The organism is Streptomyces sp. NPDC001380, assembly GCF_042895785.1.
Classification (GTDB): Bacteria; Actinomycetota; Actinomycetes; order Streptomycetales; family Streptomycetaceae; genus Peterkaempfera.
The window spans coordinates 321,725-343,283 of record NZ_JBIAWP010000003.1; the positions used below are offsets into that span (position 1 = coordinate 321,725).

Here is a 21,559-nt window from a genome sequence, read left to right on the forward strand (position 1 = left end):
CGCCGCCCCACGCGGCAGGAAGCGACCCATGACCGCCACCCTGATCACCGGCATCGGCAGCCTCGTCACCAACGACGAGGCGCACGGCACCGGCCCCCTCGGCCTGCTCGCCGACGCCGCCGTCGTCCTGGAGGACGGCCGCGTCGCCTGGACCGGACCGGCCGCGGCCGCCCCCGCCGCCGACACCGTGCACGACGCGGGCGGCCGCGCCGCGCTGCCCGGCTTCGTCGACTCCCACGCCCACCTGGTCTTCGCCGGGGACCGCACCGCCGAGTTCGCCGCCCGTATGTCCGGGCGGCCCTACACGGCGGGCGGCATCCGCACCACCGTCGCCGCCACCCGCGCCGCGACCGACGCCGAGCTGGACGCGGGCGTCGCCCGCCTGGTCCGGGAGGCGCTGCGGCAGGGCACCACCACCGTGGAGTGCAAGTCCGGCTACGGCCTCACCGTGGAGGACGAGGCCCGCGCCCTGCGGATCGCCGCCCGGCACACCGCCGAGACGACCTACCTGGGCGCCCACGTCGTCGCCCCCGAGTACGCGGACGACCCGGCGGGCTACGTCGACCTCGTCACCGGGCCCATGCTCGACGCCTGCGCCCCGCACGCCCGCTGGGTGGACGTCTTCTGCGAGCGCGGCGCCTTCGACGGGGACCAGGCCCGCGCCGTCCTGACCGCCGGGGCGGCCCGCGGGCTCGTCCCCCGCGTCCACGCCAACCAGCTCGGCCCCGGCCCCGGCGTGCAGCTCGCCGTGGAGCTGGGCGCCGCCTCCGCCGACCACTGCACCCACCTGGACGACGCCGACGTGGCCGCCCTGGCCTCCTCGGACACCGTCGCCACCCTGCTGCCCGGCGCCGAGTTCTCCACCCGCGCCCCCTACCCGGACGCGCGCCGCCTGCTGGACGCGGGCGCCGCCGTGGCCCTCTCCACGGACTGCAACCCCGGCTCCAGCTTCACCACCTCGATGCCGTTCTGCGTCGCGGTCGCCGTCCGGGAGATGGGCATGACCCCGGACGAGGCCGTGCACGCCGCCACCGCGGGCGGCGCCCGCGCCCTGCGCCGCACCGACGTCGGCCGGATCGCCCCCGGCGCCCGCGCCGACCTGGTGCTGCTGGACGCGCCCTCCCACGTCCACCTCGCCTACCGGCCCGGGGTGCCCCTGGTCTCCGCCGTCTGGCGCGGCGGCGTGCGGGAGCTCTGACCCGGGTCCGCCCGCCGGCCTCCGGCCCCCCGCGCGCCGGAACGCGCCGCCGCCCCGGGACGGCGGGCGTTCCGGGGCGGCGGGGGGTGCGTGCGGGGGGCCGGCGAGGCCGTGCGGCGGGTGGTCACTCCTCCACGAGGAGCCCGGCCCGCAGCCGGGTCAGCGTCCGGGTGAGCAGCCGCGAGACGTGCATCTGGGAGATGCCCAGCTCGGCACCGATCTCCGACTGCGTCATGTTGCCGACGAAGCGCAGCGAGAGGATCCGGCGGTCGCGCTCGGGCAGCCCGGCGATCAGGGGCTTGAGGGACTCGCGGTACTCGATGCCCTCCATGCCGTGGTCCTCGTAGCCGATGCGGTCGGCGAGCGCGCCCTCGGTCTCGTCCTCCTCGGGCTGCGCGTCCAGCGAGCTGGCGGTGTAGGCGTTGCTCACGGCCATGCCCTCGACGACCTCGTCCTCGGGGATGTCCAGCTTGCGGGCGAGCTCGGCGACGGTGGGGGCGCGGTCCAGCTGCTGCGCCAGCTCGTCGGTGGCCTTGGCCAGGTCGAGCCGCAGCTCCTGCAGGCGGCGCGGTACCCGGACGGCCCAGCTGGTGTCGCGGAAGAACCGCTTGATCTCACCGATGATCGTGGGCATGGCGAAGGTGGGGAACTCCACCCCGCGGTCCATCTCGAACCGGTCGATCGCCTTGATCAGGCCGATCGTGCCGACCTGGACGATGTCCTCCATCGGCTCGCTGCGGGAGCGGAACCGGGAGGCGGCGAACTTCACCAGGGCGAGGTTGAGCTCGATGAGGGTGTTGCGCACGTAGGCGTGCTCGTGCGTGCCCTCCTCCAGCGTCTCCATCCGGCGGAAGAGCACCTTGGAGAGCGCCCTGGCGTCCAGGGGGCCGACCGTGTCCGCGGGCGGGATCTCCGGCAGGTCCCCCAGCGAGGCGGGCCGGCGGACCGGCGCTCCCGTGACCTGCGCGGCCGCCTCCGGCCGCTCCGCTGCCGCGGTGCGCGCCGTCTCCGACGACGCGTCGTCGTGCCGCGTGGCGTCGAGCTGGGCTGCCATGGGTGATGCTCCTCCCTCGGGTGGGATGCGCATGGTTGGCTGCCATGCCACCTCCGTGTACGGACACCTCTTGTTCCTGCCTACCCCGACCGTCTGCAAGGATGCAAGCCGAGTTCATCGCCCGGGATGGGGGATGATGGCGCCGGGAGGTCATAGATGGACCGTGGATCAGCCGGTACGCCCGGCTCGGACAGCGCGGGCGGCGACGCCGTGGGGCTGACGCCGGGGGAGGCCGCAGGCGCCGACCGGCTCGCCGTCGCGGTGCGCAGCGTCGCCGGGAGCGTGGTGGTCGCCCCCTCGGGGGAGCTGGACCACGACACCGCCGACCTGCTGCGGGGACCGCTGGAGCGGGCCCTCGACGAGGGCGAGGACCGCATCGTCGTCGACTGCTCGGACCTGCTCTTCTGCGACTCCACCGGCCTCAACGTGCTCCTCGCGGCCCGGCTGCGGGCCCAGGAGGCGGGCGGCGCCGTCCACCTCGCTGCCATGCGGCCCGCAGTGGCCCGCGTGTTCGAGATCACCGGGGCGGAGACCGTCTTCCGGGTGCACGGCTCCCTCGACGAGGCGCTGGCGGACCGGTAGATGTGCATCCACCGGCGAAGTGCGGGCAGGAGAGCCGGCAGGATCCGGCCGGGGCGGGCCGGGTCGGTGTGCGCGGCGGCGCCCGCGGTCGACACCGCGGCCGGGACGGCGCGCAGTGGACCGCAGCGAAACGGAGGGGCGGCATGAGCACCATCCGGCCTCGGGTGCCGGAGGACCCCCACACCTCCGGTGGCCGCAGGAGGCCTTCCTCCCTGCCACCGGGCGGCCAGGTGCGCCGTCTGGCGCTGGCCGGGACCAAGGGTGTGGTGGCTCGCAGCCGCGACTTCACCCGGGGGGCCCTGGAGGACTGGGAGTGGCTGCCGGGGGAGGACGAGGAGGCGCTGGCGGTCGCGGAGGACGTGCTGCTGGTGGTCTCGGAGCTCGTCACCAACGCCTGCCTGCACGCGGGCGGCCCCCAGGAGCTGCTGCTGCACTGCACGGACGACGCGCTGCGGATCGAGGTGGCCGACGCGAACCCGTCCCACCCCGAGCCGCGCCGGCCCCACGAGCGGGGCAAGCCGGGCGGCCACGGCCTGCACATCGTGGGCCGGCTCAGCCGCCGCTGGGGCGTGGTCGGCCACCCCGCCCCGGCCGCGGACGGCGTCTCCGCCGACGGGACCGCCGGGCCCGGGAAGACGGTCTGGGTGGAGCTGGACGCCCCCTGGGCGCGCTCCTGAGGGCCGTCCCGGGGCGCAGCGGCCCCGGCCGGCCGGCCCGCGGGACGGCGGAACGGTGAGGGGCCCGGGGCCGGTACGGATCTCCGTACCGGCCCCGGGCCCCTCCGCTGTGCCGTGCGTCAGTGCACGTCGCCCATGAGGGAGACCACCTTGCGGCGGTACATCACCACGGCGACGCCGGCCAGCACCGCCAGGACGCCCTGGAAGGCGAAGTACCCCTGGCTGTCGATGTTGGCGCCCGCCAGCTGCACCAGCGAGGTGACGCAGTCGCCCGCGGTCACGGCGAGGAACCACACGCCCATCATCTGGCTGGCGTACTTCTGCGGCGCCAGCTTGGTGGTCACCGACAGGCCCACCGGCGACAGGCACAGCTCGCCGACGGTCTGGATCAGGTAGACCACGGCCAGCCACAGCGGGCTCACCTTGGTGCCGTCGGAGGCGGCGGCCTGGGCCAGCATCATGACCAGGAAGGACGCGCCGATCAGCAGCAGGCCGTAGGCGAACTTGACCGTGGTGCTCGGCTCCTTGGCGCGCCGGGCGAGGGCGACCCACAGCCAGGCGAAGAGCGGCGCCAGCGCCATGATCATCAGCGGGTTCAGGGACTGGAACCAGCTGGCGGGGAAGTCGAAGCCGAGGAGCGTGGAGGAGGTGTCGTTCTCCGCGAAGAGGTTCAGCGTCGAACCGGACTGGTCGTAGATCATCCAGAAGATGGCGGCGGCCACGAAGAACCAGACGTACCCGGTCATCTTCGACTGCTCGTCCCGGCTCAGGTCGCGGTCGCGCTTGATCCGGATCAGGTAGAAGGCGGGGATCGCCAGGCCGGCCACGGTCAGCGGCCATGTCACCCAGTCGACGGTGAAGTGGCCGGACAGCGCCACGACGCCGTAGAAGACGACTGCGAGCAGGGTCCAGAAGCCGGCCTTGCGCAGCAGCGCGCCGCGCTCGTCGGCGGTCAGCGGGGTCGGGACGACGTCGCTGCGCTTGCTCAGGTGGCGGCTGCCCAGCAGGTACTGGAGCAGGCCCAGCGCCATGCCGGCGCCCGCCATGGCGAAGCCCAGGTGCCAGTTGACCTTCTCGCCGACGGTGCCGATGGTCAGCGGCGCGACGAAGGCGCCGAGGTTGATCCCCATGTAGAAGATCGTGAAGCCGCCGTCGCGACGCGGGTCGTCCGGTCCCTCGTAGAGGTGACCCACCATGGTGGAGATGTTGGACTTCAGCAGTCCGGAGCCCGCCGCGATGAGGACCAGGCCGACGAAGAACGAGGCGGTCGCCGGCACGGCCAGCAGGAAGTGGCCCGTCATGATGACGAAGCCCGCGATGGCCACGGTGCGCCGCGCGCCCCACAGCCGGTCGGCCGCCCAGCCGCCCGGGAGGGCGAGCAGGTAGACCATGGCGTTGTACACGCTGTAGATCGAGAGGGCGGTGGCCGGGTCGAAGCCCAGCCCGCCCTTGCCGGCGGGTGCCGCCAGGTAGAGCACCAGCAGGGCGCGCATGCCGTAGAAGCTGAACCGCTCCCACATCTCGGTCATGAACAGGGTGGCCAGGCCGCGCGGCTGACCGAAGAAGGTCTTGCCTGTGCTGCGGTCCGCGGTGGGCGGAGTGACCGTCTGCGTCGGGGTGGACGCCATGTGAGCCGTTCCTTGTCTGACTGCGCGGACCGCGCGGGGGTGGCCGTGCGGATCCTGCACCGGGCACGGAGGTGCCGCGGTACGTGACATGGGGACGCCACCACTGTACGGGCACCATTGCCGCCATAACCGATCAAGAGCACCCATTGAACGCGAACAGCTATTAAGTGTGCATATCGCGCATCTGACGCCGAAACGCAGGCGTTTGCGTAAATCTTCCTTCAAACACAAGGTGTTCTTCGGGAGTCTTCCTGTCTTTCGCCTCGACGTCAGTGGTGCACGTCACGTCCGCCCGGCGTTCCCCGCCCCGGGCGGTGTGCTTCACTTCACAGCCCCGCCGCCCCGCCCGTCCCGCACGACGCGCCCGATCGGCGGCGGGGACGCGGACTACGATCGCCCCATGACCCGAGTTCTGCTCGCCGAGGACGACATCGCCATCTCGGAGCCGCTCGCGCGGGCGCTCCGCCGCGAGGGCTACGAGGTGCTGGTGCGCGAGGACGGCCCGGCCGCACTGGAGACCGGGCTCGAGGAGGACGTCGACCTCCTCGTGCTCGACCTCGGCCTGCCCGAGATGGACGGCCTGGAGGTCTGCCGCAGGCTCCGCGCCGACGGCAAGGGCTTCCCCGTCCTCGTGCTCACCGCCCGCGCCGACGAGGTCGACACCGTCGTCGGACTCGACGCCGGCGCCGACGACTACGTCACCAAGCCCTTCCGCCTCGCCGAACTGCTCGCCCGGGTGCGGGCCCTGCTGCGCCGCGGCACCGTCGACCTCACCACCGGGGCCCACGGCGTCAAGATCGACGTCGAGTCCCACCGCGCCTGGCTCGGCGAGGACGAGCTCCAGCTCTCCGCCAAGGAGTTCGAGCTGCTGCGCGTCCTCGTCCGGGACGCCGGCCGGGTCGTCACCCGCGAGCAGATCATGCGGCAGGTCTGGGACACCACCTGGTGGACCTCCACCAAGACCCTCGACATGCACATCTCCTGGCTGCGGAAGAAGCTCGGCGACGACGCCGGCAACCCCCGCTACATCACCACCGTCCGCGGCGTGGGCTTCCGCTTCGAGAAGGGCTGACCGGCAGCGTGAAGCGCCGGATGATCAACTCCCTGCTGGGCGTCGTCCTCGTGATGGTCGTCGTCTTCTGCGTGCCGCTGGCGCTCTTCGAGAAGAGGACCATCGAGAGCGCCGCCCAGGACAGGGCCGGCGCGGAGGCGGTGCGGGTCCTCGGCATGGTCGAGAACCGCATCGCCGCGGGGGAGCCCGTCCGCACCGACGACCTCAGGGGGCAGATCACCGACGGCTCGTACGCCGAGGTCCGCCTCCCGGGCCGCGCGCCCATCGTCATCGGCAGCCCGCCCTCCGGCGGCAGACCCGTCCGGGCCGTCCAGGGCGGCGGCCGGGGCGAGCAGGTGGTCGTCGAGCACTCCCGCAGCGACGTCGAGCACGAGATCGGCACCATGCTGCTCACGCTCGGCGTCGTCGCCCTGCTCGCCGTCCAGGCCGCCGTCGCCCTCGCCGTCTGGCAGGCCAAGCGCCTCACCCGGCCCCTCAACGACCTCGCCGAGACCGCCGAGCGCCTCGGTTCGGGCGACCCCCGCCCCCGCCACCGCCGGTACGGCGCACCCGAGCTCGACCGCGTCGCCGAGGTCCTCGACGCCAGCGCCGAGCGCATCGCCCGCATGCTCACCGCCGAGCGCCGCCTCGCGGCCGACGCCTCCCACCAGCTGCGGACCCCGCTCACCGCGCTCTCCATGCGGCTGGAGGAGATCATCGCCACCGAGGACCCGGCGACGGTCAAGGAGGAGGCCGCCATCGCCCTGGGCCAGGTCGAGCGGCTCACCGACGTGGTGCAGCGCCTGCTCACCAACCAGCGCGACCCCCGCAGCACCTCCGCCGTCTCCTTCGACCTCGACGAGGTCGTCAAGCAGCAGGCGGAGGAGTGGCGGCAGGCCCTGCGCGGCGCCGGCCGGCGCCTGGAGGTCGAGGGCCTGCACGGACTGGAGGCGGTCGGCACCCCCGGCGCCGTCGCCCAGGTCCTGGCCACCCTGATCGAGAACTCGCTCATGCACGGCGGCGGGACCGTGGTGGTCTCCACCCGCGTCACCGGGACCTCCGTCGTCGTCGAGGTCCGGGACGAGGGGCCCGGTGTGCCGCCCGAGCTGGGCGCCCGGGTCTTCGAGCGCACGGTCAGCGGCCGCAACTCCACCGGCATCGGTCTCGCCGTGGCCCGCGACCTCGCCGAGGCCGACGGCGGGCGGCTGGAGCTGCTCTCGCTGCGGCCGCCGGTGTTCGCCCTCTTCCTGGGGCGGCAGCTCGAGGACTGACGCACCGGCGGCCGGCCGGCCCGCGGACCGGCCGGCGCCTCTCGGGCTGCGGGCCGGGAGCGGCGGGACGGGCCGGACGGGACGGGCCGGGCGGGGCGCGGCCGATGGTGGGGGTGCCGGGCGCGGGAACAGGAACGCCCCGGGCGGGAGGCCCGGGGCGCGGCGGTGGTCCGTACGGGGCGCGGGGCGGCGGTCAGCCCTCGCGGACGGCGGCGGGCCGGCCGGCCATGGCCGGCTCGTGCGCGCCTATGGCCCCCGGCGCCTGCTCGCCCTCCAGCTCCGGCAGCGCCCGGAAGACCCAGGTGCGGTAGGAGACGAAGCGGAACAGGGTGCCCAGGCCGAGGCCGACCACGTTCTTGGCGATGTTGTCGGCCAGCCCCGAGTGGAAGCCCAGGCTGTAGTGCGAGATCCACAGGGTGCCGTTCTCGATCACCATGCCGATGCCGCTGAAGACCAGGAAGAGCGTGATCTCCCGGGAGCGGGCGTCCGCGTCGCGGTCCCGGTAGACCCAGTAGCGGTAGCCCACGTAGTTGGTGGCGATGGCCACCAGGGTCGCGAGGACGCCCGACCGCACGGGCGCCCAGTGGAGCCCGTGGATGCACAGGTTGAACACGACGAGGTTCACGACGACGCCCAGCAGGCCCACCGTGCCGAACTTCATCACCTCGTGCACGAGGCCGCGCAGCCGTCCGCGCAGGCCGTGCGGCGCGCGAGTGTCAGTCGTCATACCGGGACCGTCTCCAGACATCGGGATTCCTGCCATGGTATCCGCGTGCCCGCCCGGCACACGGCGCACCCCGGACGGCCGGACCCGCCTCGCCCCCCGGACGCATCCGGGCCCCGGGGAGCCCCGGCGCACCGGACGGACCGTGCGGGGCCGGACGTGCCGCGGGCGCCGGACGGACGGGTGCGTGGGCGCGCGGGCGCGCGGGCGGTGCGGCCCCGCTGCGACGTCCGGAGGGGGCCGTCCGGTTCCCGCCCCTCCCCGCCCTGCGGTCCGCCCCGCCGTCCGTCCGCCCGCCACCCGTCCGGCGGCCCCGCGTCCCGACCCCCCGCCCCGGCGCCGGGTGCCCGGCGGCGGCGCGGATATCCTTGCGGTGTGACTTTCCCGGTAGTCGGCATGATCGGTGGCGGCCAGCTCGCCCGTATGGCACACCAGGCGGGCATCCCGCTCGGTGTCAGGTTCAGGCTCCTCGCGGACACCCCGCAGGACTCCGCCTCGCAGGTGGTCGGCGACGTCGTGGTCGGCGACCACCGCGACCTGGACGTCCTGCGGGCCTTCGCCGAGGGCTGCGACGTGGTCACCTTCGACCACGAGCACGTCCCCACCGAGCACCTGCACGCCCTCCAGGCCGCCGGCGTCGCCGTCCGGCCCGGGCCCGAGGCGCTGGTCAACGCCCAGGACAAGGGCGTCATGCGGGCGAGGCTCGACTCCATCGGCGTGCCCTGCCCCCGCCACCGCATCGTCGCCGACCCGGCCGACGTCGCCGCGTTCGCCGCCGAGGGCTCCGGATTCCCCGTGGTCCTGAAGACCGTGCGCGGCGGCTACGACGGCAAGGGCGTGTGGGTGGTCTCCTCCGAGGAGGAGGCCGCGGAGCCCTTCCGGGCCGGCGTGGCGGTGCTGGCCGAGGAGAAGGTCGACTTCGTCCGCGAGCTCGCCGCGAACGTGGTCCGCTCGCCCAGCGGCCAGGCCGTCGCCTACCCCGTCGTGGAGAGCGTCCAGGAGAACGGCGTCTGCGCCGAGGTGACCGCCCCCGCCCCGGACCTGTCCGACGCGCTCGCCGCCGAGGCCCAGGCCCTCGCCCTGCGCATCGCGGGCGAGCTGGACATCACCGGCCACCTCGCGGTGGAGCTCTTCCAGACCCGTGACGGCCGCGTCCTCGTCAACGAGCTGGCCATGCGCCCCCACAACTCCGGCCACTGGTCGATCGACGGCGCCGTCACCTCGCAGTTCGAGAACCACCTGCGGGCCGTCCTCGACCTGCCGCTCGGCGACCCCCGCCCCCGCGCCCGGTGGACCGTCATGGTCAACGTCCTCGGCGGCGACTACCCCGACATGTACGGCGCGTTCCTGCACTGCATGGCTCGCGACCCCGGCCTGCGCATCCACATGTACGGCAAGGACGTGAAGCCCGGCCGTAAGGTGGGCCACGTCACCGTCTTCGGGGACGACCTGGAGGACGTGCGCGAGCGCGCCCGCCACGCCGCCGCCTACCTGCGCGGCACCGTCACCGAGTGAGCCCCGCGGGCCCGCGGCCGCCGCGGGTCCGCGCCCGGCGGGCACCACGCCCGGCGGGCACCACGCCCGGCGGGCACCACGCCCGCCGGGCACCGCGAACCGAACAGAGCGCACGAACCGAACAGAGCGAGAGGCCACCGAGTGAGCACCGACCAGCCCGTCGTCGGCATCGTCATGGGATCGGACTCCGACTGGCCGGTGATGGAGGCCGCCGCCAAGGCCCTCGACGAGTTCGAGGTCCCCTACGAGGTCGACGTCGTCTCCGCGCACCGCATGCCGCGCGAGATGGTCGCCTACGGCGAGAACGCCCACCGCCGCGGCCTGAAGGCGATCATCGCCGGCGCCGGCGGCGCCGCCCACCTGCCGGGCATGCTCGCCTCCGTCACCCCGCTGCCGGTCATCGGCGTCCCCGTGCCGCTGAAGTACCTCGACGGCATGGACAGCCTGCTCTCCATCGTCCAGATGCCGGCCGGTGTGCCCGTGGCCACCGTCTCCGTCGCGGGCGCCCGCAACGCCGGCCTGCTCGCCGTCCGGATGCTCGCCGCCTTCGACGCCGACCTCGCCGAGCGGATGACCGACTTCCAGGCCGAGCTCAACAACCAGGCCACCGAGAAGGGCAAGAAGCTGCGCGCCAAGGTCGCCGGCTCCCACTCCTTCGGCTTCGGCGGCTGACCGCGGTGGCGTACCGGGCCCCCTCTCCCGAGCTGCTCGCCCGGGCGCGGGCCGTCCTGGCCGAGGCGCCCGTCGTCGACGGCCACAACGACCTGCCGTGGGCGCTGCGCGAGCAGGTCCGCTACGACCTGGACGCCTGCGACATCGCCGCCGACCAGAGCCACCGGCTCCACACCGACCTGCCCCGGCTGCGGGCCGGCGGCGTCGGCGCCCAGTTCTGGTCGGTGTACGTCCGCACCGACCTCGCGGGCGACCACGCCGTCAGCGCCACCCTGGAGCAGATCGACGTGGTGCGCCGCCTCGTCGACCGCCACCCCGGCGACCTGCGGCTCGCCCTCACCGCCGACGACATGGAGGCGGCCCGCGCCGAGGGCCGCATCGCCTCCCTCATGGGCGCCGAGGGCGGCCACAGCATCGACTGCTCGCTGGCCACCCTGCGCGCCCTGTACGCGCTCGGCGTGCGGTACATGACGCTCACCCACAACGACAACGTGCCGTGGGCCGACTCCGCGACCGACACCCCCGAGGCCGACGGTCTCACCGCCTTCGGCGAGGAGGTCGTGCGGGAGATGAACCGGCTCGGCATGCTCGTCGACCTCTCCCACGTCTCGCCCGACACCATGCGCGACGCCCTGCGGGTCAGCGAGGCGCCCGTGGTCTTCTCCCACTCCTCGTCGCGCGGCGTCTGCGACCACCCCCGCAACATCCCCGACGACGTCCTGGAGCGGCTGCCCGCCAACGGCGGCGTCGCCATGGCCACCTTCGTGCCGAAGTTCGTCCTGCCCGAGGCCATCGCCTGGACGAGGCGCGCCGACGCCAACATGGCCGACCACGGCTTCCACCCCCTGGACACCACCCCCGCCGCCATGGCCTGCCAGCGGGCCTTCGAGGAGGCCGACCCGCGCCCGGTGGCCACCGTCGCCACCGTCGCCGACCACCTCGACCGGATGCGGGAGATCGCGGGCGTCGACCACGTCGGCATCGGCGGCGACTACGACGGCACCGCCTTCACCCCGGCCGGCCTGGAGGACGTCTCCGGCTATCCCAACCTCCTCGCCGAGCTGCTGGGGCGCGGCTGGTCCGAGGCCGACCTGGCCAAACTGACCTGGCACAACGCGGTGCGGGTGCTGCGCGACGCCGAGGGCGCGGCGCGGGCGGCGCAGGCCGTGCGCGGCCCGTCCACGGCCACCATCGACCGCCTCGACGGCTGAGGGCCCCCCGGGGACGCCGGAGGGCCGGGACCGCGCCGTGCGGCCCCGGCCCCCTGCCGCCCCGTCAGTCCCGGCCCAGCCACAGGTCGGGGCCGAACACCTCGTAGTGCACGTCGGCGGCCGGCACGCCCCGCCGCAGCAGTCCGCCGCGCACCGCCCGCAGGAACGGCAGCGGCCCGCACAGGTACGCCGTCACGCCCTCGGGCAGCTCCAGCGCGTCCACGTCCACCAGGCCCGCGCGGACGTCCGGCCCCGCCTCGTCGCCCGGCTCCTCGTACCAGCGCAGCAGGGCCGCCCCCGGAAGCCCCGCCACCCGCTCGCGCAGCTCCGCCAGGTGGGCGTGGGCGGCGGGGGAGCGGTCGGCGTGCACCACGGTGACCGGCCGGGCGGAGCCGGTCGCGGCCAGGTGGTCCAGCATCGACAGCATCGGGGTGCAGCCGATGCCCGCCGACACCAGGAGCAGCGGACCGTCGCCGTCGGGCAGCACCAGGTCGCCGAAGGCCGCCGAGACCCTCAGCACGTCGCCGGTCCGCACGTGCCCGTGCAGCCAGGACGACACCTCGCCCTCGGGCGCGTCCCCGCCCCGGACCCGCTTCACCGTGATCCGCCAGTCGGCGCGGCCCGGCGCCGCGGAGAGGCTGTACTGGCGGATCTGGTGCGCGCCGTCCGGCAGCTCCACCTGCACCGAGACGTACTGGCCGGGGCGGAAGCCCCCGGCGGCCGAGCCGTCCTCGGGCCGCAGCACGAAGGAGGCGGTGTCGGCGGTCTCCCGCGTGCGCCCCACGACCCGCATCCGCCGCCACACGTCGCCCTTGGGGGTGTCGGCCCGCTCGTAGAGCTCGGCCTCGACGGCGATCAGCGCGTTGGCCATCAGCCAGTACACCTCGTCCCAGGCGGCCGCGACCTCGGGCGTCACCGCGTCGCCGAGCACCTCGGCGACGGCCGCCAGCAGGTGGGTGTGGACGACCTTGTACTGCCCGGAGGTGACGCCCAGTGAGGCGTGCTTGTGGGCGATCCGGGAGAGCAGGGCGTCGGGGCGCTCGTCGGGACGGTCCAGCAGCTTTAAGGAAGCGGACCGCCCCTGTGGCCTCCGTCACGGAGGGTCAGGCGCCCTCGCCCTCCCCGTCGCCCTCCCCGTCGAGGTCGGCGAGCAGGGCGCCCAGGTCCAGCTCCGCCGTGAAGGCGTCCGCCACCCGCACGGTCCGGCGCCCCTTCAGCACCTCCCCCTCCCGGTACGTGCCGTCGGACAGCTCGTGCACGACGACGTGCGGCTCGGGCTCCAGCTCCAGTCGCCAGTACAGCGGCACGGCCGCCTGGGCGTAGAGGGCGGGCTTGAGGATCCGGTCCTGCGGCCGGGTGGACGGCGAGACGATCTCCACCAGCAGCAGCACCGCCTCCAGCGGCACGGCGACGGTGTCCCGCCGCACCGCGGACCGGTCCGCCACCACGATGTCGGGCACGAAGAGCCGTGAGTCGCCGCGCACGTTGACGGCCTCCGCCACCCGGAAGGGCGCGCGGGCGGTGCGCACGGCGCGTTTCAGCTGGCTCGCCAGCTCGAAGGAGGCGTCCTGGTGGGCCCAGCCGGGCGCGGGGGACATCATGAGCACACCGTCCACGAGCTCGTAGTGGCTGCCTGCCGGGTGCTCGTCGAGGGCGAGGACCTCGTCGACGGTCCAGGCGCCGGCGTGGTCCTCGATGCGGTGGGCGGTGCTCATGGCCATCACTGCCTCCAGCGGCGTCTCCGAACCCCAGCATGGCACGGGAGCACAGCAGGGATCAGCATCCCGCGACCGGCGGCCGGACCGGCCCCGATCCGGCGAACACCCACTCGATCCGGGGGTGTGCGGGGTGCGTCATGCGCCCGGAAGGCACGGTTCCGGATATTGGTCCAGACCTTATTGGTCCATACCATTGACCGCGCACCTACAGAACCGGTATCCCATACCTGACCGCGCACCAGGGTGCCGCCGGGCACGGCCCCCCCCGCCCCCCTCCCCAGGAGGTCCTCCACCGTGCACCCCACCCCCCGCAGGACCGGCGGACCGCTCGCCGCGGCCCTCTCCGCCCTGGCCCTCGCCGCCGGCGCCCTCGGCGTCCTCGCCGGTGCCGGACAGGCCGACGCCGCCGCCGTCCCCGCCGCCGCGACCGCCGCCACCAGCGGCGGCGTGAAGATCGCCTACTACGACCAGTGGTCCGTCTACGGCAACGCCTTCTACCCCAAGGACCTCGACACCCGGGGCATCGCCGGCAAGCTGGACGTCCTCAACTACTCCTTCGAGAACATCCACCCCACCGACCTCACCTGCTTCGAGGCCACCAAGGCCGCCGACTCCACCAACGAGTCGAACCCCAACGCCGGCGACGGCGCGGGCGACGCCTTCGCCGACTACCAGAAGTCCTTCGGCGCCGACACCAGCGTCGACGGCGTCGCCGACGTCTGGAACCAGCCGATCGCCGGCACCTTCAACCAGCTCCGGAAGCTCAAGGCCAAGTACCCCGGGCTGCGGATCGTCGCCTCCATCGGCGGCTGGACGTACTCCAAGTACTTCTCCGACGCCGCCGCCACCGATGCGAGCCGCAAGAAGTTCGTCTCCTCCTGCATCGACATGTTCGTCAAGGGCAACCTGCCCGTCGACGGCGGCTTCGGCGGCCCCGGCAGCGCCGCCGGGATCTTCGACGGCTTCGACCTCGACTGGGAGTACCCCGGCTCGCCGAACGGCCACGTCGGCAACCACTACAGCGCGAACGACAGGAAGAACTTCACCGCGCTGCTCGCCGAGTTCCGCGCCGAGCTCGACGCCTACGGCACCGCCAACGGCCGGAGGATGCTCCTCACGGCAGCCCTGCCGGCCGGCCAGGACAAGATCGCGCAGATCGAGACCGACAAGGTCGGCCAGTACCTCGACTACGCGAACATCATGACCTACGACATGCACGGCGCCTGGGACGCCACCGGCCCCACCAACCACCAGGACCCCACCTACCAGTCCCCGGACGACCCCTCCACGCCGATCGCCCCCGGCACCGGGAAGTACAGCAGCGACAACGCGCTGCGCGCCTGGACGCAGGGCGACCCCGCGTACGGCATCCCCGGCGGCTTCCCCGCCTCCAGGCTGACCATGGGCTACCCGCTGTACTACCGCGGCTGGACCGGCGTCCCCGCCGGCGCGAACCACGGCCTGTACCAGTCCGCCACCGGCCCGGCCCCGGCCCGCGGCCTCAGCGCCACCGCCGGCATCGCCTACGCCAAGGAGCTCACCGGGATCGTCGACAACCCGGCCTCCACCTACTGGGACCCCAGGACGCAGTCGAACTACTTCTACAACGGCACCGAGTTCTGGACCGGACTCGGCGCCCAGGGCATCCAGGCCAAGGCCGACTACGCGCACTGCCACGGCCTCGCCGGGTCGATGATGTACTCGCTGCTCGACCTGGACGCCTCGGCCACGCTCTTCAACCGGATCGTGACCGCCACGGACGGCTCCGCCGCCGACTGCTCCGGCTCCACGGTCACCCCGACGCCCACCCCCACCCCGACGCCCACGGGCACGCCCACGCCGACCCCGACGCCCACCCCCACGGCGACGCCCACCGCGACCCCGACCCCCACCCCGACCGGCGGCACCTGCACCGCCCCCGCCTGGGACCGCACCGCGGTCTATGTCGGCGGCAACACGGTGTCCCACCAGGGGCACACGTGGAAGGCCAAGTGGTGGACCCAGGGCGAGGAGCCCGGCACCACCGGTGAGTGGGGCGTCTGGCAGGACCTCGGCGCCTGCTGACCCCGCCCCCGACCCCGCGCCGCCCGGCGGACTCCGACCCCGGGCGGCGCGGACCCACGTCCGCACCCCCGCGGCAGCCCCCGGAAGCCCCCGCGGCAGCCCCCGGAAGCCCCCGCGGCAGCCCCCGGAAGCCCCTGCAGTAGTCCCGGAAACCCCGGCCGCGCCGGCCGGCGGCCGCAGTCCCGGCCCGCCCCGGCCCGGGCCCGGCCTCAGCCCAGGCCCAGCCGCGGGATCTCGATCGCCGGGCAGCGGTCCATCACCATCGGCAGCCCCGCCGCCCGCACCCGCGCGTACGCCGCCTCGTCGACCACGCCCAGCTGGAACCAGACCGCCCGGGCACCGGCCGCCACCGCCTCGTCCGCCACGCCGCCCGCCAGGGAGGAGTTGACGAAGACGTCCACCACGTCCACCGGGAACGGCACCTCCGCCAGCGAGCGGTACCCCTGCTCCCCGTGCACGGTCTCCGCCCTCGGGTGCACCGGGACCACCCGCTTCCCGAACCGCTGCAGCACCCGCGCCACCCCGTAGGCGGCCCGGGAGGTGTTGCCCGAGAGCCCCACCACCGCCCACACGTCGCCGGTGCCGGTCAGGATCTCCCGCACGGCCGCGTCGTCACCGTAGTCCGTCATGGCAGGTCCAACGACCGGGCCCGCCACCGGATTCCGCGGCGGCCCGACCCCGCCGCGGGCCTCTCCGGACGGGCCCGGCCAGGCCCGTCCGGAGAGGCCCACGGCCGGGAGGGACCGGCTCAGCTCGGCCGGCCCAGCGCCCGGTAGGTCCAGCCCGCCGCCCGCCACGCCACCGGGTCCAGCACGTTCCGCCCGTCCAGGATCCGCCGCTCGGCCACCACCGCGCCCAGCGCCTCCGGGTCCATCTCCCGGAACTCCTGCCACTCCGTCAGGTGCAGCACCACGTGCGCGCCCCGGGCCGCCTCCAGGGCCGACTCCGCGTACGCCAGGCCCGGGAACATCTTGCGCGCGTTGTCCATCGCCTTCGGGTCGTACACCGCGACCTGCGCGCCCTGCAGCTGGATCTGCCCGGCGACGTTCAGCGCCGGCGAGTCCCGGATGTCGTCCGAGTTCGGCTTGAACGCCGCGCCCAGCACCGCCACCCGGCGGCCCAGGAACCCGCCCCCGCACTGCTCCCGGGCCAGCTCCACCATCCGCGAGCGCCGCCGCATGTTGATCGAGTCGACCTCGCGCAGGAACGTCAGCGCCTGGTCCGCGCCCAGCTCCCCGGCCCGCGCCATGAACGCCCGGATGTCCTTCGGCAGGCACCCGCCGCCGAAGCCCAGCCCCGCGTTGAGGAACTTCCCGCCGATCCGCTCGTCGTACGACAGGGCCCGGCTCAGCTGCACCACGTCGGCGCCCGCGCTCTCGCAGACCTCCGCCATCGCGTTGATGAACGAGATCTTGGTGGCCAGGAAGGAGTTCGCCGCGGCCTTCACCAGCTCCGCCGTCGCGAAGTCCGTCACCACGAACGGCACGCCCCGGCCGACGGGCGTCGCGTACACCTCCCGCAGCAGCGCCTCGGCCCGCCCGCTGCGCACGCCGACCACCAGCCGGTCCGGGTGCAGGGTGTCGCCCACGGCGAACCCCTCGCGCAGGAACTCCGGGTTCCACGCCAGCTCCGCCCGCTCCCCGACCGGGGCCAGCGAGGCCAGGCGGGCGGCCAGCCGGGCCGCGCTGCCGACCGGCACGGTGGACTTGCCCACCACCAGCGTCGGCCGGGTCAGGTGCGGCGCCAGCGCGTCGACGGCGGCGTCCACGTAGCTCATGTCGGCGGCGAACTCGCCGCCCTTCTGCGGCGTGTTCACGCAGACGAAGTGGACGTCGCCGAACTCCGCGACCTCCTCCACCGACGAGGTGAAGCGCAGCCGCCCGGTCGAGCCCTCGTGCCCGGCCACGTGCCGGACCAGCAGCTCCTCCAGCCCCGGCTCGTACATCGGCACCCGGCCGGCCGTCAGCGTGGCCACCTTGTCCGGGTCGATGTCGTAGCCCAGCACCTCGAAGCCCAGCTCGGCCATGCACGCCGCGTGGGTGGCGCCGAGGTACCCGGTGCCGATCACGGTGATCCTGAGTGTCACGGCCCTGCATCCCTCCGACGTCCCGACCGAACCCGGCGATGGTATCCGCCCCCCGCGGGCTGTCGCGCACGTCACGTGATGCGGGGGAGGGGGCCGGTCGTAGAATCGTGGGGGTACTTAACAGTAGTTAACCGGAGGGGTTCCGTGGCGGGCAGCGAAGACTTCGACCTTTTCCGCATCTCCGAGGAGCACGAGATGCTCCGCGACGCCGTGCGGTCGCTCGCGGAGGCGAAGATCGCCCCGTACGCGGCCGAGGTGGACGAGGAGGGCCGCTTCCCCCAGGAGGCGCTGGACGCCCTCCAGGCCAACGACCTCCACGCGGTGCACGTCCCGGAGACCTACGGCGGCGCGGGCGCGGACGCCCTCGCGACCGTCATCGTCATCGAGGAGGTCGCCCGCGTCTGCGCCTCCTCCTCGCTCATCCCGGCGGTCAACAAGCTGGGCTCGCTGCCGGTGCAGCTCTCCGGCTCCGAGGAGCTCAAGGCCAAGTACCTGGGCGCCCTCGCCCGGGGCGAGGGCATGTTCTCCTACTGCCTCTCCGAGCCCGAGGCCGGCTCGGACGCGGCCGGCATGAAGACCCGCGCGGTGCGCGACGGCGACTTCTGGGTGCTCAACGGCGTCAAGCGCTGGATCACCAACGCCGGCGTCTCGGAGTTCTACACGGTGATGGCCGTCACCGACCCCGAGAAGCGCTCCCGGGGCATCTCGGCGTTCGTGGTCGAGAAGGGCGACGAGGGCGTCTCCTTCGGCGCCCCGGAGAAGAAGCTCGGCATCAAGGGCTCCCCGACCCGCGAGGTCTACCTCGACAACGTCCGCATCCCCGCCGACCGCATGATCGGCGAGGAGGGCACCGGCTTCGCCACCGCGATGAAGACCCTGGACCACACCCGGATCACCATCGCCGCCCAGGCCCTCGGCATCGCCCAGGGCGCCCTCGACTACGCCAAGGGCTACGTCAAGGAGCGCAAGCAGTTCGGCAAGGCCGTCGCCGAGTTCCAGGGCGTCCAGTTCATGCTCGCCGACATGGCCATGAAGCTGGAGGCGGCCCGCCAGCTCACCTACTCCGCCGCCGCCAAGTCGCAGCGCGTCGACGCCGACCTCACCTTCTTCGGCGCCGCCGCCAAGTGCTTCGCCTCCGACGTCGCCATGGAGGTCACCACCGACGCCGTCCAGCTCCTCGGCGGCTACGGCTACACCCGCGACTACCCGGTGGAGCGCATGATGCGCGATGCCAAGATCACGCAGATCTACGAGGGGACGAACCAGGTCCAGCGGATCGTGATGGCCCGGAACCTGCCGTGACGGAGGCGGAAGCCGTCGCGTAGGCGCAGACCGGAGGCGCCCCCCGAGGGGGGCGCCTCCGGCGTTTCCCGCCTCCCTGCCGGGCCGCTGTGCGGCGAAGGCCCGGGCCCCCGGAGACGGGGGCCCGGGCCTTCGTGCCCCGGAGGGCGGCGGCCGGTCCGGTGCGCCGCCCCGCGCCGGCTACTTCACGTCCGGGACGGCGGTGTCGTTGCGGAGGGCGTCGAAGACCGGCTTGGACCGCGAGTCGCTCCAGTCGACCGCGGAGCCCTCGGAGGTGGGCAGGCCCGGGTTGGCGATCGGCACGGTGATGGTCTTCCCGCTGCCGCTGCTCACGCCCTTCATGGCGAAGAACATGGAGGCCAGGTCGGTGAGCCCGCAGTCCTTGTCGACGATCAGGGTGCCGAGGCCGGAGCTGATCGTCGGGTACAGGGTGAAGGGGTTGGCGATGGTGGCGGGGGAGGCGGCCTCGTTGGCGATGGACGCCAGGAACTGCCGCTGGCGCTTCATGCGGCCGAGGTCGCCGGTGCCGTCCACGTAGCGGGAGCGCACGTACTTCAGCGAGTCGGTGCCGTTGAACTCCCGGCAGCCGGCCGGGAAGTCCGCGCCCGACTTGGCGTCCTTCATCGGCTTGTCCAGGCACATCCGCACCCCGCCCAGGGAGTCGACCAGGTCGCGGAAGCCCGCGAAGCCGATCTCCGCGTAGTGGTCGACGTGCAGCCCGGTCGCCGTCTCGACCGTCCTGACCAGCAGCGGGGCGCCGCCGATGGCGAACGCCGCGTTGATCTTGTGCTTGCGGGCCGAGACGGTCTGGCTCGGGTTGATGCTGCTCTGGTGGGCGGGGACGGTCACCCACGAGTCGCGCGGGATGCTCATCATGGTGTTCCCGTGGTCGCCTATGTGGAGCAGCATCATCGAGTCGGTGCGCTTGCCCTTGGCACCCAGGCCGGTGTGCAGGTCCTTGGCGTCCTGCTTCGTCATGCCCTCGCGGCTGTCGGAGCCCACGATCAGCCAGTTGGTGCCCTTGCCCTCGCCGGGGCGGCCCGGGTAGTCCTGCAGCACGTCCTGGCGGCGCAGCTTGCCGTCGGCCCAGAACCAGGTGCCCGCGGTGACCACCAGCAGCGCGCACAGGAGGGTGAGCAGCGCCACCTTCACCTTGCGGCGGCGCGGCCAGCGGGAGGAGCGGACCGGGGAGGCGCCCGGCGGGGGCCCGTCGTGGTACCCGGGGGCGGCCGGGCCGCCCCCGTAGCCGCCCGAGGACTGCTGCGGGATGGTCGCGCCGTACCCGCCCGCGGGGGCGCCGGCGGCGGGGCCGCGCGGGTTGAGGCCGGGCGGCAGCGGGGGCTCGGCGGGGGACCCGGCCTGCCCGTACCCGCCGTGCGGGGCGCCGGGGCGGCGCTGCCGCTGCACGTGCGGCATCGAGCGGGTCGGCTCGGCGTCGCCGCCTCCGTACCCGCCGCCGCCCTGGCCCTGCTGCGCGCCGCCGTAGCGGCCGTCCTCCCACGAGTTCATGCCGGAAGGATGCCCCATCCGGCCGATCGAACCCCAGCCGGGTGGCCGCTGTAGCAGAGTTGGTGCAGGTACGGGACGGACCGGGGGCATGGTCGCGGGCCGGTCGCGGTGCAGGTGGGGGCGGACCGGCGGGCGGGGACCGGCCGGGGCGCGGGGGCACCCCGAGACGGCGTCCCCGGCCCCCCTAGGGGGCGCGGTCCGGCACCCCGGACAACCTCCGGTGCCGGGTTCCTCCCGCCGGAGGAGTCGCGGGGGGCGGTGCACCCCGTAGCGTCGTGGCATTCCGCCGGCCCACCGGGCCGGACGGGGAGGACCCCCGGCTGCGGAGGACCGTGCGCGGCGTGCCGCCGCGGTCCGGCCCCCGCGGCCGGGCGGCACCGGGCAGGACCGCGACCGAGGAGTGAGACCAGTGACGACGGCAGCAGCAGCCCCCTTCGGGTCCCCTGCGGCGGGAGCGCCCGCGGGAGCGGCCGGCGGCGCGCCGGCCGTCGCGGCGAGCGCACGGCAGGTGACCAAGGCGTACGGCACCGGCGAGACCCGGGTGACGGCGCTGGACGCGGTCGACGTGGACATCGCCCGCGGGCGGTTCACGGCGATCATGGGCCCGTCGGGTTCGGGCAAGTCCACGCTGATGCACTGCCTCGCGGGCCTGGACTCGGTCACCTCCGGCCGGATCCTGATCGGGGGCACCGAGATCACGGGGCTGAAGGACAGGCAGCTGACCCGGCTGCGCCGGGACAAGATCGGCTTCATCTTCCAGGCGTTCAACCTGCTGCCGACCCTGAACGCGCTGGAGAACATCACCCTGCCGATGGACATCGCCGGCCGCCGTCCCGACCGCGCGTGGCTGGACCAGGTCGTGGAGACCGTCGGCCTCGCCGACCGCCTGCGGCACCGGCCCGCCCAGCTCTCCGGCGGCCAGCAGCAGCGGGTCGCGGTGGCCCGCGCCCTGGCCTCCCGGCCCGAGATCATCTTCGGCGACGAGCCCACCGGCAACCTCGACTCCCGCGCGGGCGCCGAGGTGCTCACTTTCCTGCGCCGCTCGGTGGACGAGCTCGGCCAGACCATCGTCATGGTCACCCACGACCCGGTGGCCGCCGGCTACGCCGACCGCGTGCTCTTCCTCGCCGACGGCCGGATCGTCGACGAGATGGCCGACCCCACCGCCGACGCCGTCCTGGAGCGCATGCTGCGCTTCTCCGGCGCCGACGCCCCCGCCGCGGGCGCCCGGCCCGCCCCGGACGCCCTCCGCAAGGGCGCCGACGACCGCACCGCCGGCTGACGGGGACGGGACACG

18 protein-coding genes and 1 pseudogene are annotated in these 21,559 nt (G+C 74.1%); 11 read left to right on the forward strand and 8 right to left on the reverse strand.

Annotated elements, in window-relative coordinates; genetic code table 11:
• The first annotated feature begins 28 nt into the window (after positions 1–28).
• The gene (gene hutI, locus ACFY07_RS06320; RefSeq protein ID WP_390867622.1) at positions 29–1,198 is read left to right on the forward strand and encodes an imidazolonepropionase; all 1,170 of its coding nucleotides are present in this window, start codon (positions 29–31) and stop codon (positions 1,196–1,198) included.
• A gap of 124 nt (positions 1,199–1,322) precedes the next feature.
• Here hutI and ACFY07_RS06325 read toward each other — a convergent pair whose 3' ends face one another.
• On the reverse strand, positions 1,323–2,252 hold the full coding sequence (locus ACFY07_RS06325) for an RNA polymerase sigma factor SigF (RefSeq protein ID WP_230648466.1): 930 nt from the start codon (positions 2,250–2,252) through the stop codon (positions 1,323–1,325).
• A 156-nt stretch (positions 2,253–2,408) separates the two neighbouring features.
• Between ACFY07_RS06325 and ACFY07_RS06330 the strand changes: the two genes are divergently transcribed.
• Together ACFY07_RS06330 and ACFY07_RS06335 are read left to right on the forward strand one after the other, a co-directional pair.
• Entirely contained in the window at positions 2,409–2,834 is a 426-nt protein-coding gene (locus ACFY07_RS06330) for an STAS domain-containing protein (RefSeq protein WP_230648465.1), read from the forward strand.
• 143 nt (positions 2,835–2,977) lie between these two features.
• Positions 2,978–3,511, forward strand: a complete 534-nt coding sequence (locus ACFY07_RS06335; RefSeq protein WP_230648464.1) for an ATP-binding protein — start codon at positions 2,978–2,980, stop codon at positions 3,509–3,511.
• A gap of 119 nt (positions 3,512–3,630) precedes the next feature.
• On the opposite strand, the gene ACFY07_RS06340 is transcribed toward ACFY07_RS06335, so the two are convergent.
• Positions 3,631–5,139: a peptide MFS transporter gene (locus ACFY07_RS06340; protein ID WP_390867623.1), complete on the reverse strand. Its 1,509-nt coding sequence runs from the start codon at positions 5,137–5,139 to the stop codon at positions 3,631–3,633.
• A gap of 400 nt (positions 5,140–5,539) precedes the next feature.
• Between ACFY07_RS06340 and ACFY07_RS06345 the strand changes: the two genes are divergently transcribed.
• Positions 5,540–6,211 carry a response regulator transcription factor gene (locus ACFY07_RS06345; RefSeq protein WP_230648460.1) on the forward strand — a complete coding sequence of 224 codons (672 nt, stop codon included), beginning with the start codon at positions 5,540–5,542 and terminating at the stop codon, positions 6,209–6,211.
• 8 nt (positions 6,212–6,219) lie between these two features.
• Positions 6,220–7,461, forward strand: coding sequence for an ATP-binding protein (locus tag ACFY07_RS06350; RefSeq protein WP_390867624.1), 1,242 nt, complete (start codon positions 6,220–6,222; stop codon positions 7,459–7,461).
• 193 nt (positions 7,462–7,654) lie between these two features.
• Here the strand turns inward: ACFY07_RS06350 and ACFY07_RS06355 are convergent, their stop codons facing one another.
• Entirely contained in the window at positions 7,655–8,188 is a 534-nt protein-coding gene (locus ACFY07_RS06355) for a GtrA family protein (protein ID WP_390867625.1), read from the reverse strand.
• A gap of 372 nt (positions 8,189–8,560) precedes the next feature.
• Between ACFY07_RS06355 and ACFY07_RS06360 the strand changes: the two genes are divergently transcribed.
• The 3 genes from ACFY07_RS06360 (at position 8,561) to ACFY07_RS06370 (ending at position 11,583) form a co-directional block, all read left to right on the forward strand.
• Positions 8,561–9,700, forward strand: coding sequence for a 5-(carboxyamino)imidazole ribonucleotide synthase (locus ACFY07_RS06360; protein ID WP_230648455.1), 1,140 nt, complete (start codon positions 8,561–8,563; stop codon positions 9,698–9,700).
• A 174-nt stretch (positions 9,701–9,874) separates the two neighbouring features.
• On the forward strand, positions 9,875–10,372 hold the full coding sequence (purE, locus tag ACFY07_RS06365; RefSeq protein ID WP_230649056.1) for a 5-(carboxyamino)imidazole ribonucleotide mutase: 498 nt from the start codon (positions 9,875–9,877) through the stop codon (positions 10,370–10,372).
• Positions 10,373–10,377: 5 nt separating this feature from the next.
• Complete coding sequence (locus ACFY07_RS06370; protein WP_390867626.1) at positions 10,378–11,583, forward strand: dipeptidase; 1,206 nt, start codon at positions 10,378–10,380, stop codon at positions 11,581–11,583.
• Positions 11,584–11,647: 64 nt separating this feature from the next.
• On the opposite strand, the pseudogene ACFY07_RS06375 reads toward ACFY07_RS06370, so the two are convergent.
• Together ACFY07_RS06375 and ACFY07_RS06380 are read right to left on the reverse strand one after the other, a co-directional pair.
• Positions 11,648–12,643 (reverse strand): annotated as a pseudogene (locus ACFY07_RS06375) (FAD-binding oxidoreductase); the annotation flags it as partial.
• 43 nt (positions 12,644–12,686) lie between these two features.
• Entirely contained in the window at positions 12,687–13,304 is a 618-nt protein-coding gene (locus ACFY07_RS06380; protein WP_390867627.1) for a Uma2 family endonuclease, read from the reverse strand.
• A 291-nt stretch (positions 13,305–13,595) separates the two neighbouring features.
• Between ACFY07_RS06380 and ACFY07_RS06385 the strand changes: the two genes are divergently transcribed.
• Complete coding sequence (locus ACFY07_RS06385) at positions 13,596–15,365, forward strand: glycosyl hydrolase family 18 protein (RefSeq protein WP_390867628.1); 1,770 nt, start codon at positions 13,596–13,598, stop codon at positions 15,363–15,365.
• A 209-nt stretch (positions 15,366–15,574) separates the two neighbouring features.
• On the opposite strand, the gene ACFY07_RS06390 is transcribed toward ACFY07_RS06385, so the two are convergent.
• Positions 15,575–15,994, reverse strand: a complete 420-nt coding sequence (locus tag ACFY07_RS06390) for a CoA-binding protein (RefSeq protein WP_230648450.1) — start codon at positions 15,992–15,994, stop codon at positions 15,575–15,577.
• 119 nt (positions 15,995–16,113) lie between these two features.
• Positions 16,114–17,451, reverse strand: a complete 1,338-nt coding sequence (locus tag ACFY07_RS06395) for a UDP-glucose dehydrogenase family protein (RefSeq protein ID WP_390867629.1) — start codon at positions 17,449–17,451, stop codon at positions 16,114–16,116.
• Positions 17,452–17,595: 144 nt separating this feature from the next.
• Here ACFY07_RS06395 and ACFY07_RS06400 point away from each other — a divergent pair, with 144 nt between their 5' ends.
• Positions 17,596–18,753 carry an acyl-CoA dehydrogenase family protein gene (locus tag ACFY07_RS06400; RefSeq protein WP_390867630.1) on the forward strand — a complete coding sequence of 386 codons (1,158 nt, stop codon included), beginning with the start codon at positions 17,596–17,598 and terminating at the stop codon, positions 18,751–18,753.
• A 180-nt stretch (positions 18,754–18,933) separates the two neighbouring features.
• Here the strand turns inward: ACFY07_RS06400 and ACFY07_RS06405 are convergent, their stop codons facing one another.
• On the reverse strand, positions 18,934–20,262 hold the full coding sequence (locus ACFY07_RS06405) for an LCP family protein (protein WP_390867631.1): 1,329 nt from the start codon (positions 20,260–20,262) through the stop codon (positions 18,934–18,936).
• A 409-nt stretch (positions 20,263–20,671) separates the two neighbouring features.
• Between ACFY07_RS06405 and ACFY07_RS06410 the strand changes: the two genes are divergently transcribed.
• Positions 20,672–21,544, forward strand: coding sequence for an ABC transporter ATP-binding protein (locus ACFY07_RS06410; protein WP_390867632.1), 873 nt, complete (start codon positions 20,672–20,674; stop codon positions 21,542–21,544).
• The last annotated feature ends 15 nt before the right edge of the window (positions 21,545–21,559 follow it).

What these genes read in the sequence shown, in the direction of transcription:
- hutI (WP_390867622.1), top strand. Translation starts at nt 29, where the DNA reads ATGACCGCCACCCTGATCACCGGCATCGGCAGCCTCGTCACCAACGAC.
- ACFY07_RS06325 (WP_230648466.1), bottom strand. Translation starts at nt 2,252, where the DNA reads ATGGCAGCCCAGCTCGACGCCACGCGGCACGACGACGCGTCGTCGGAG.
- ACFY07_RS06330 (WP_230648465.1), top strand. Translation starts at nt 2,409, where the DNA reads ATGGACCGTGGATCAGCCGGTACGCCCGGCTCGGACAGCGCGGGCGGC.
- ACFY07_RS06335 (WP_230648464.1), top strand. Translation starts at nt 2,978, where the DNA reads ATGAGCACCATCCGGCCTCGGGTGCCGGAGGACCCCCACACCTCCGGT.
- ACFY07_RS06340 (WP_390867623.1), bottom strand. Translation starts at nt 5,139, where the DNA reads ATGGCGTCCACCCCGACGCAGACGGTCACTCCGCCCACCGCGGACCGC.
- ACFY07_RS06345 (WP_230648460.1), top strand. Translation starts at nt 5,540, where the DNA reads ATGACCCGAGTTCTGCTCGCCGAGGACGACATCGCCATCTCGGAGCCG.
- ACFY07_RS06355 (WP_390867625.1), bottom strand. Translation starts at nt 8,188, where the DNA reads ATGACGACTGACACTCGCGCGCCGCACGGCCTGCGCGGACGGCTGCGC.
- purE (WP_230649056.1), top strand. Translation starts at nt 9,875, where the DNA reads ATGGGATCGGACTCCGACTGGCCGGTGATGGAGGCCGCCGCCAAGGCC.
- ACFY07_RS06380 (WP_390867627.1), bottom strand. Translation starts at nt 13,304, where the DNA reads ATGGCCATGAGCACCGCCCACCGCATCGAGGACCACGCCGGCGCCTGG.
- ACFY07_RS06390 (WP_230648450.1), bottom strand. Translation starts at nt 15,994, where the DNA reads ATGACGGACTACGGTGACGACGCGGCCGTGCGGGAGATCCTGACCGGC.
- ACFY07_RS06405 (WP_390867631.1), bottom strand. Translation starts at nt 20,262, where the DNA reads ATGAACTCGTGGGAGGACGGCCGCTACGGCGGCGCGCAGCAGGGCCAG.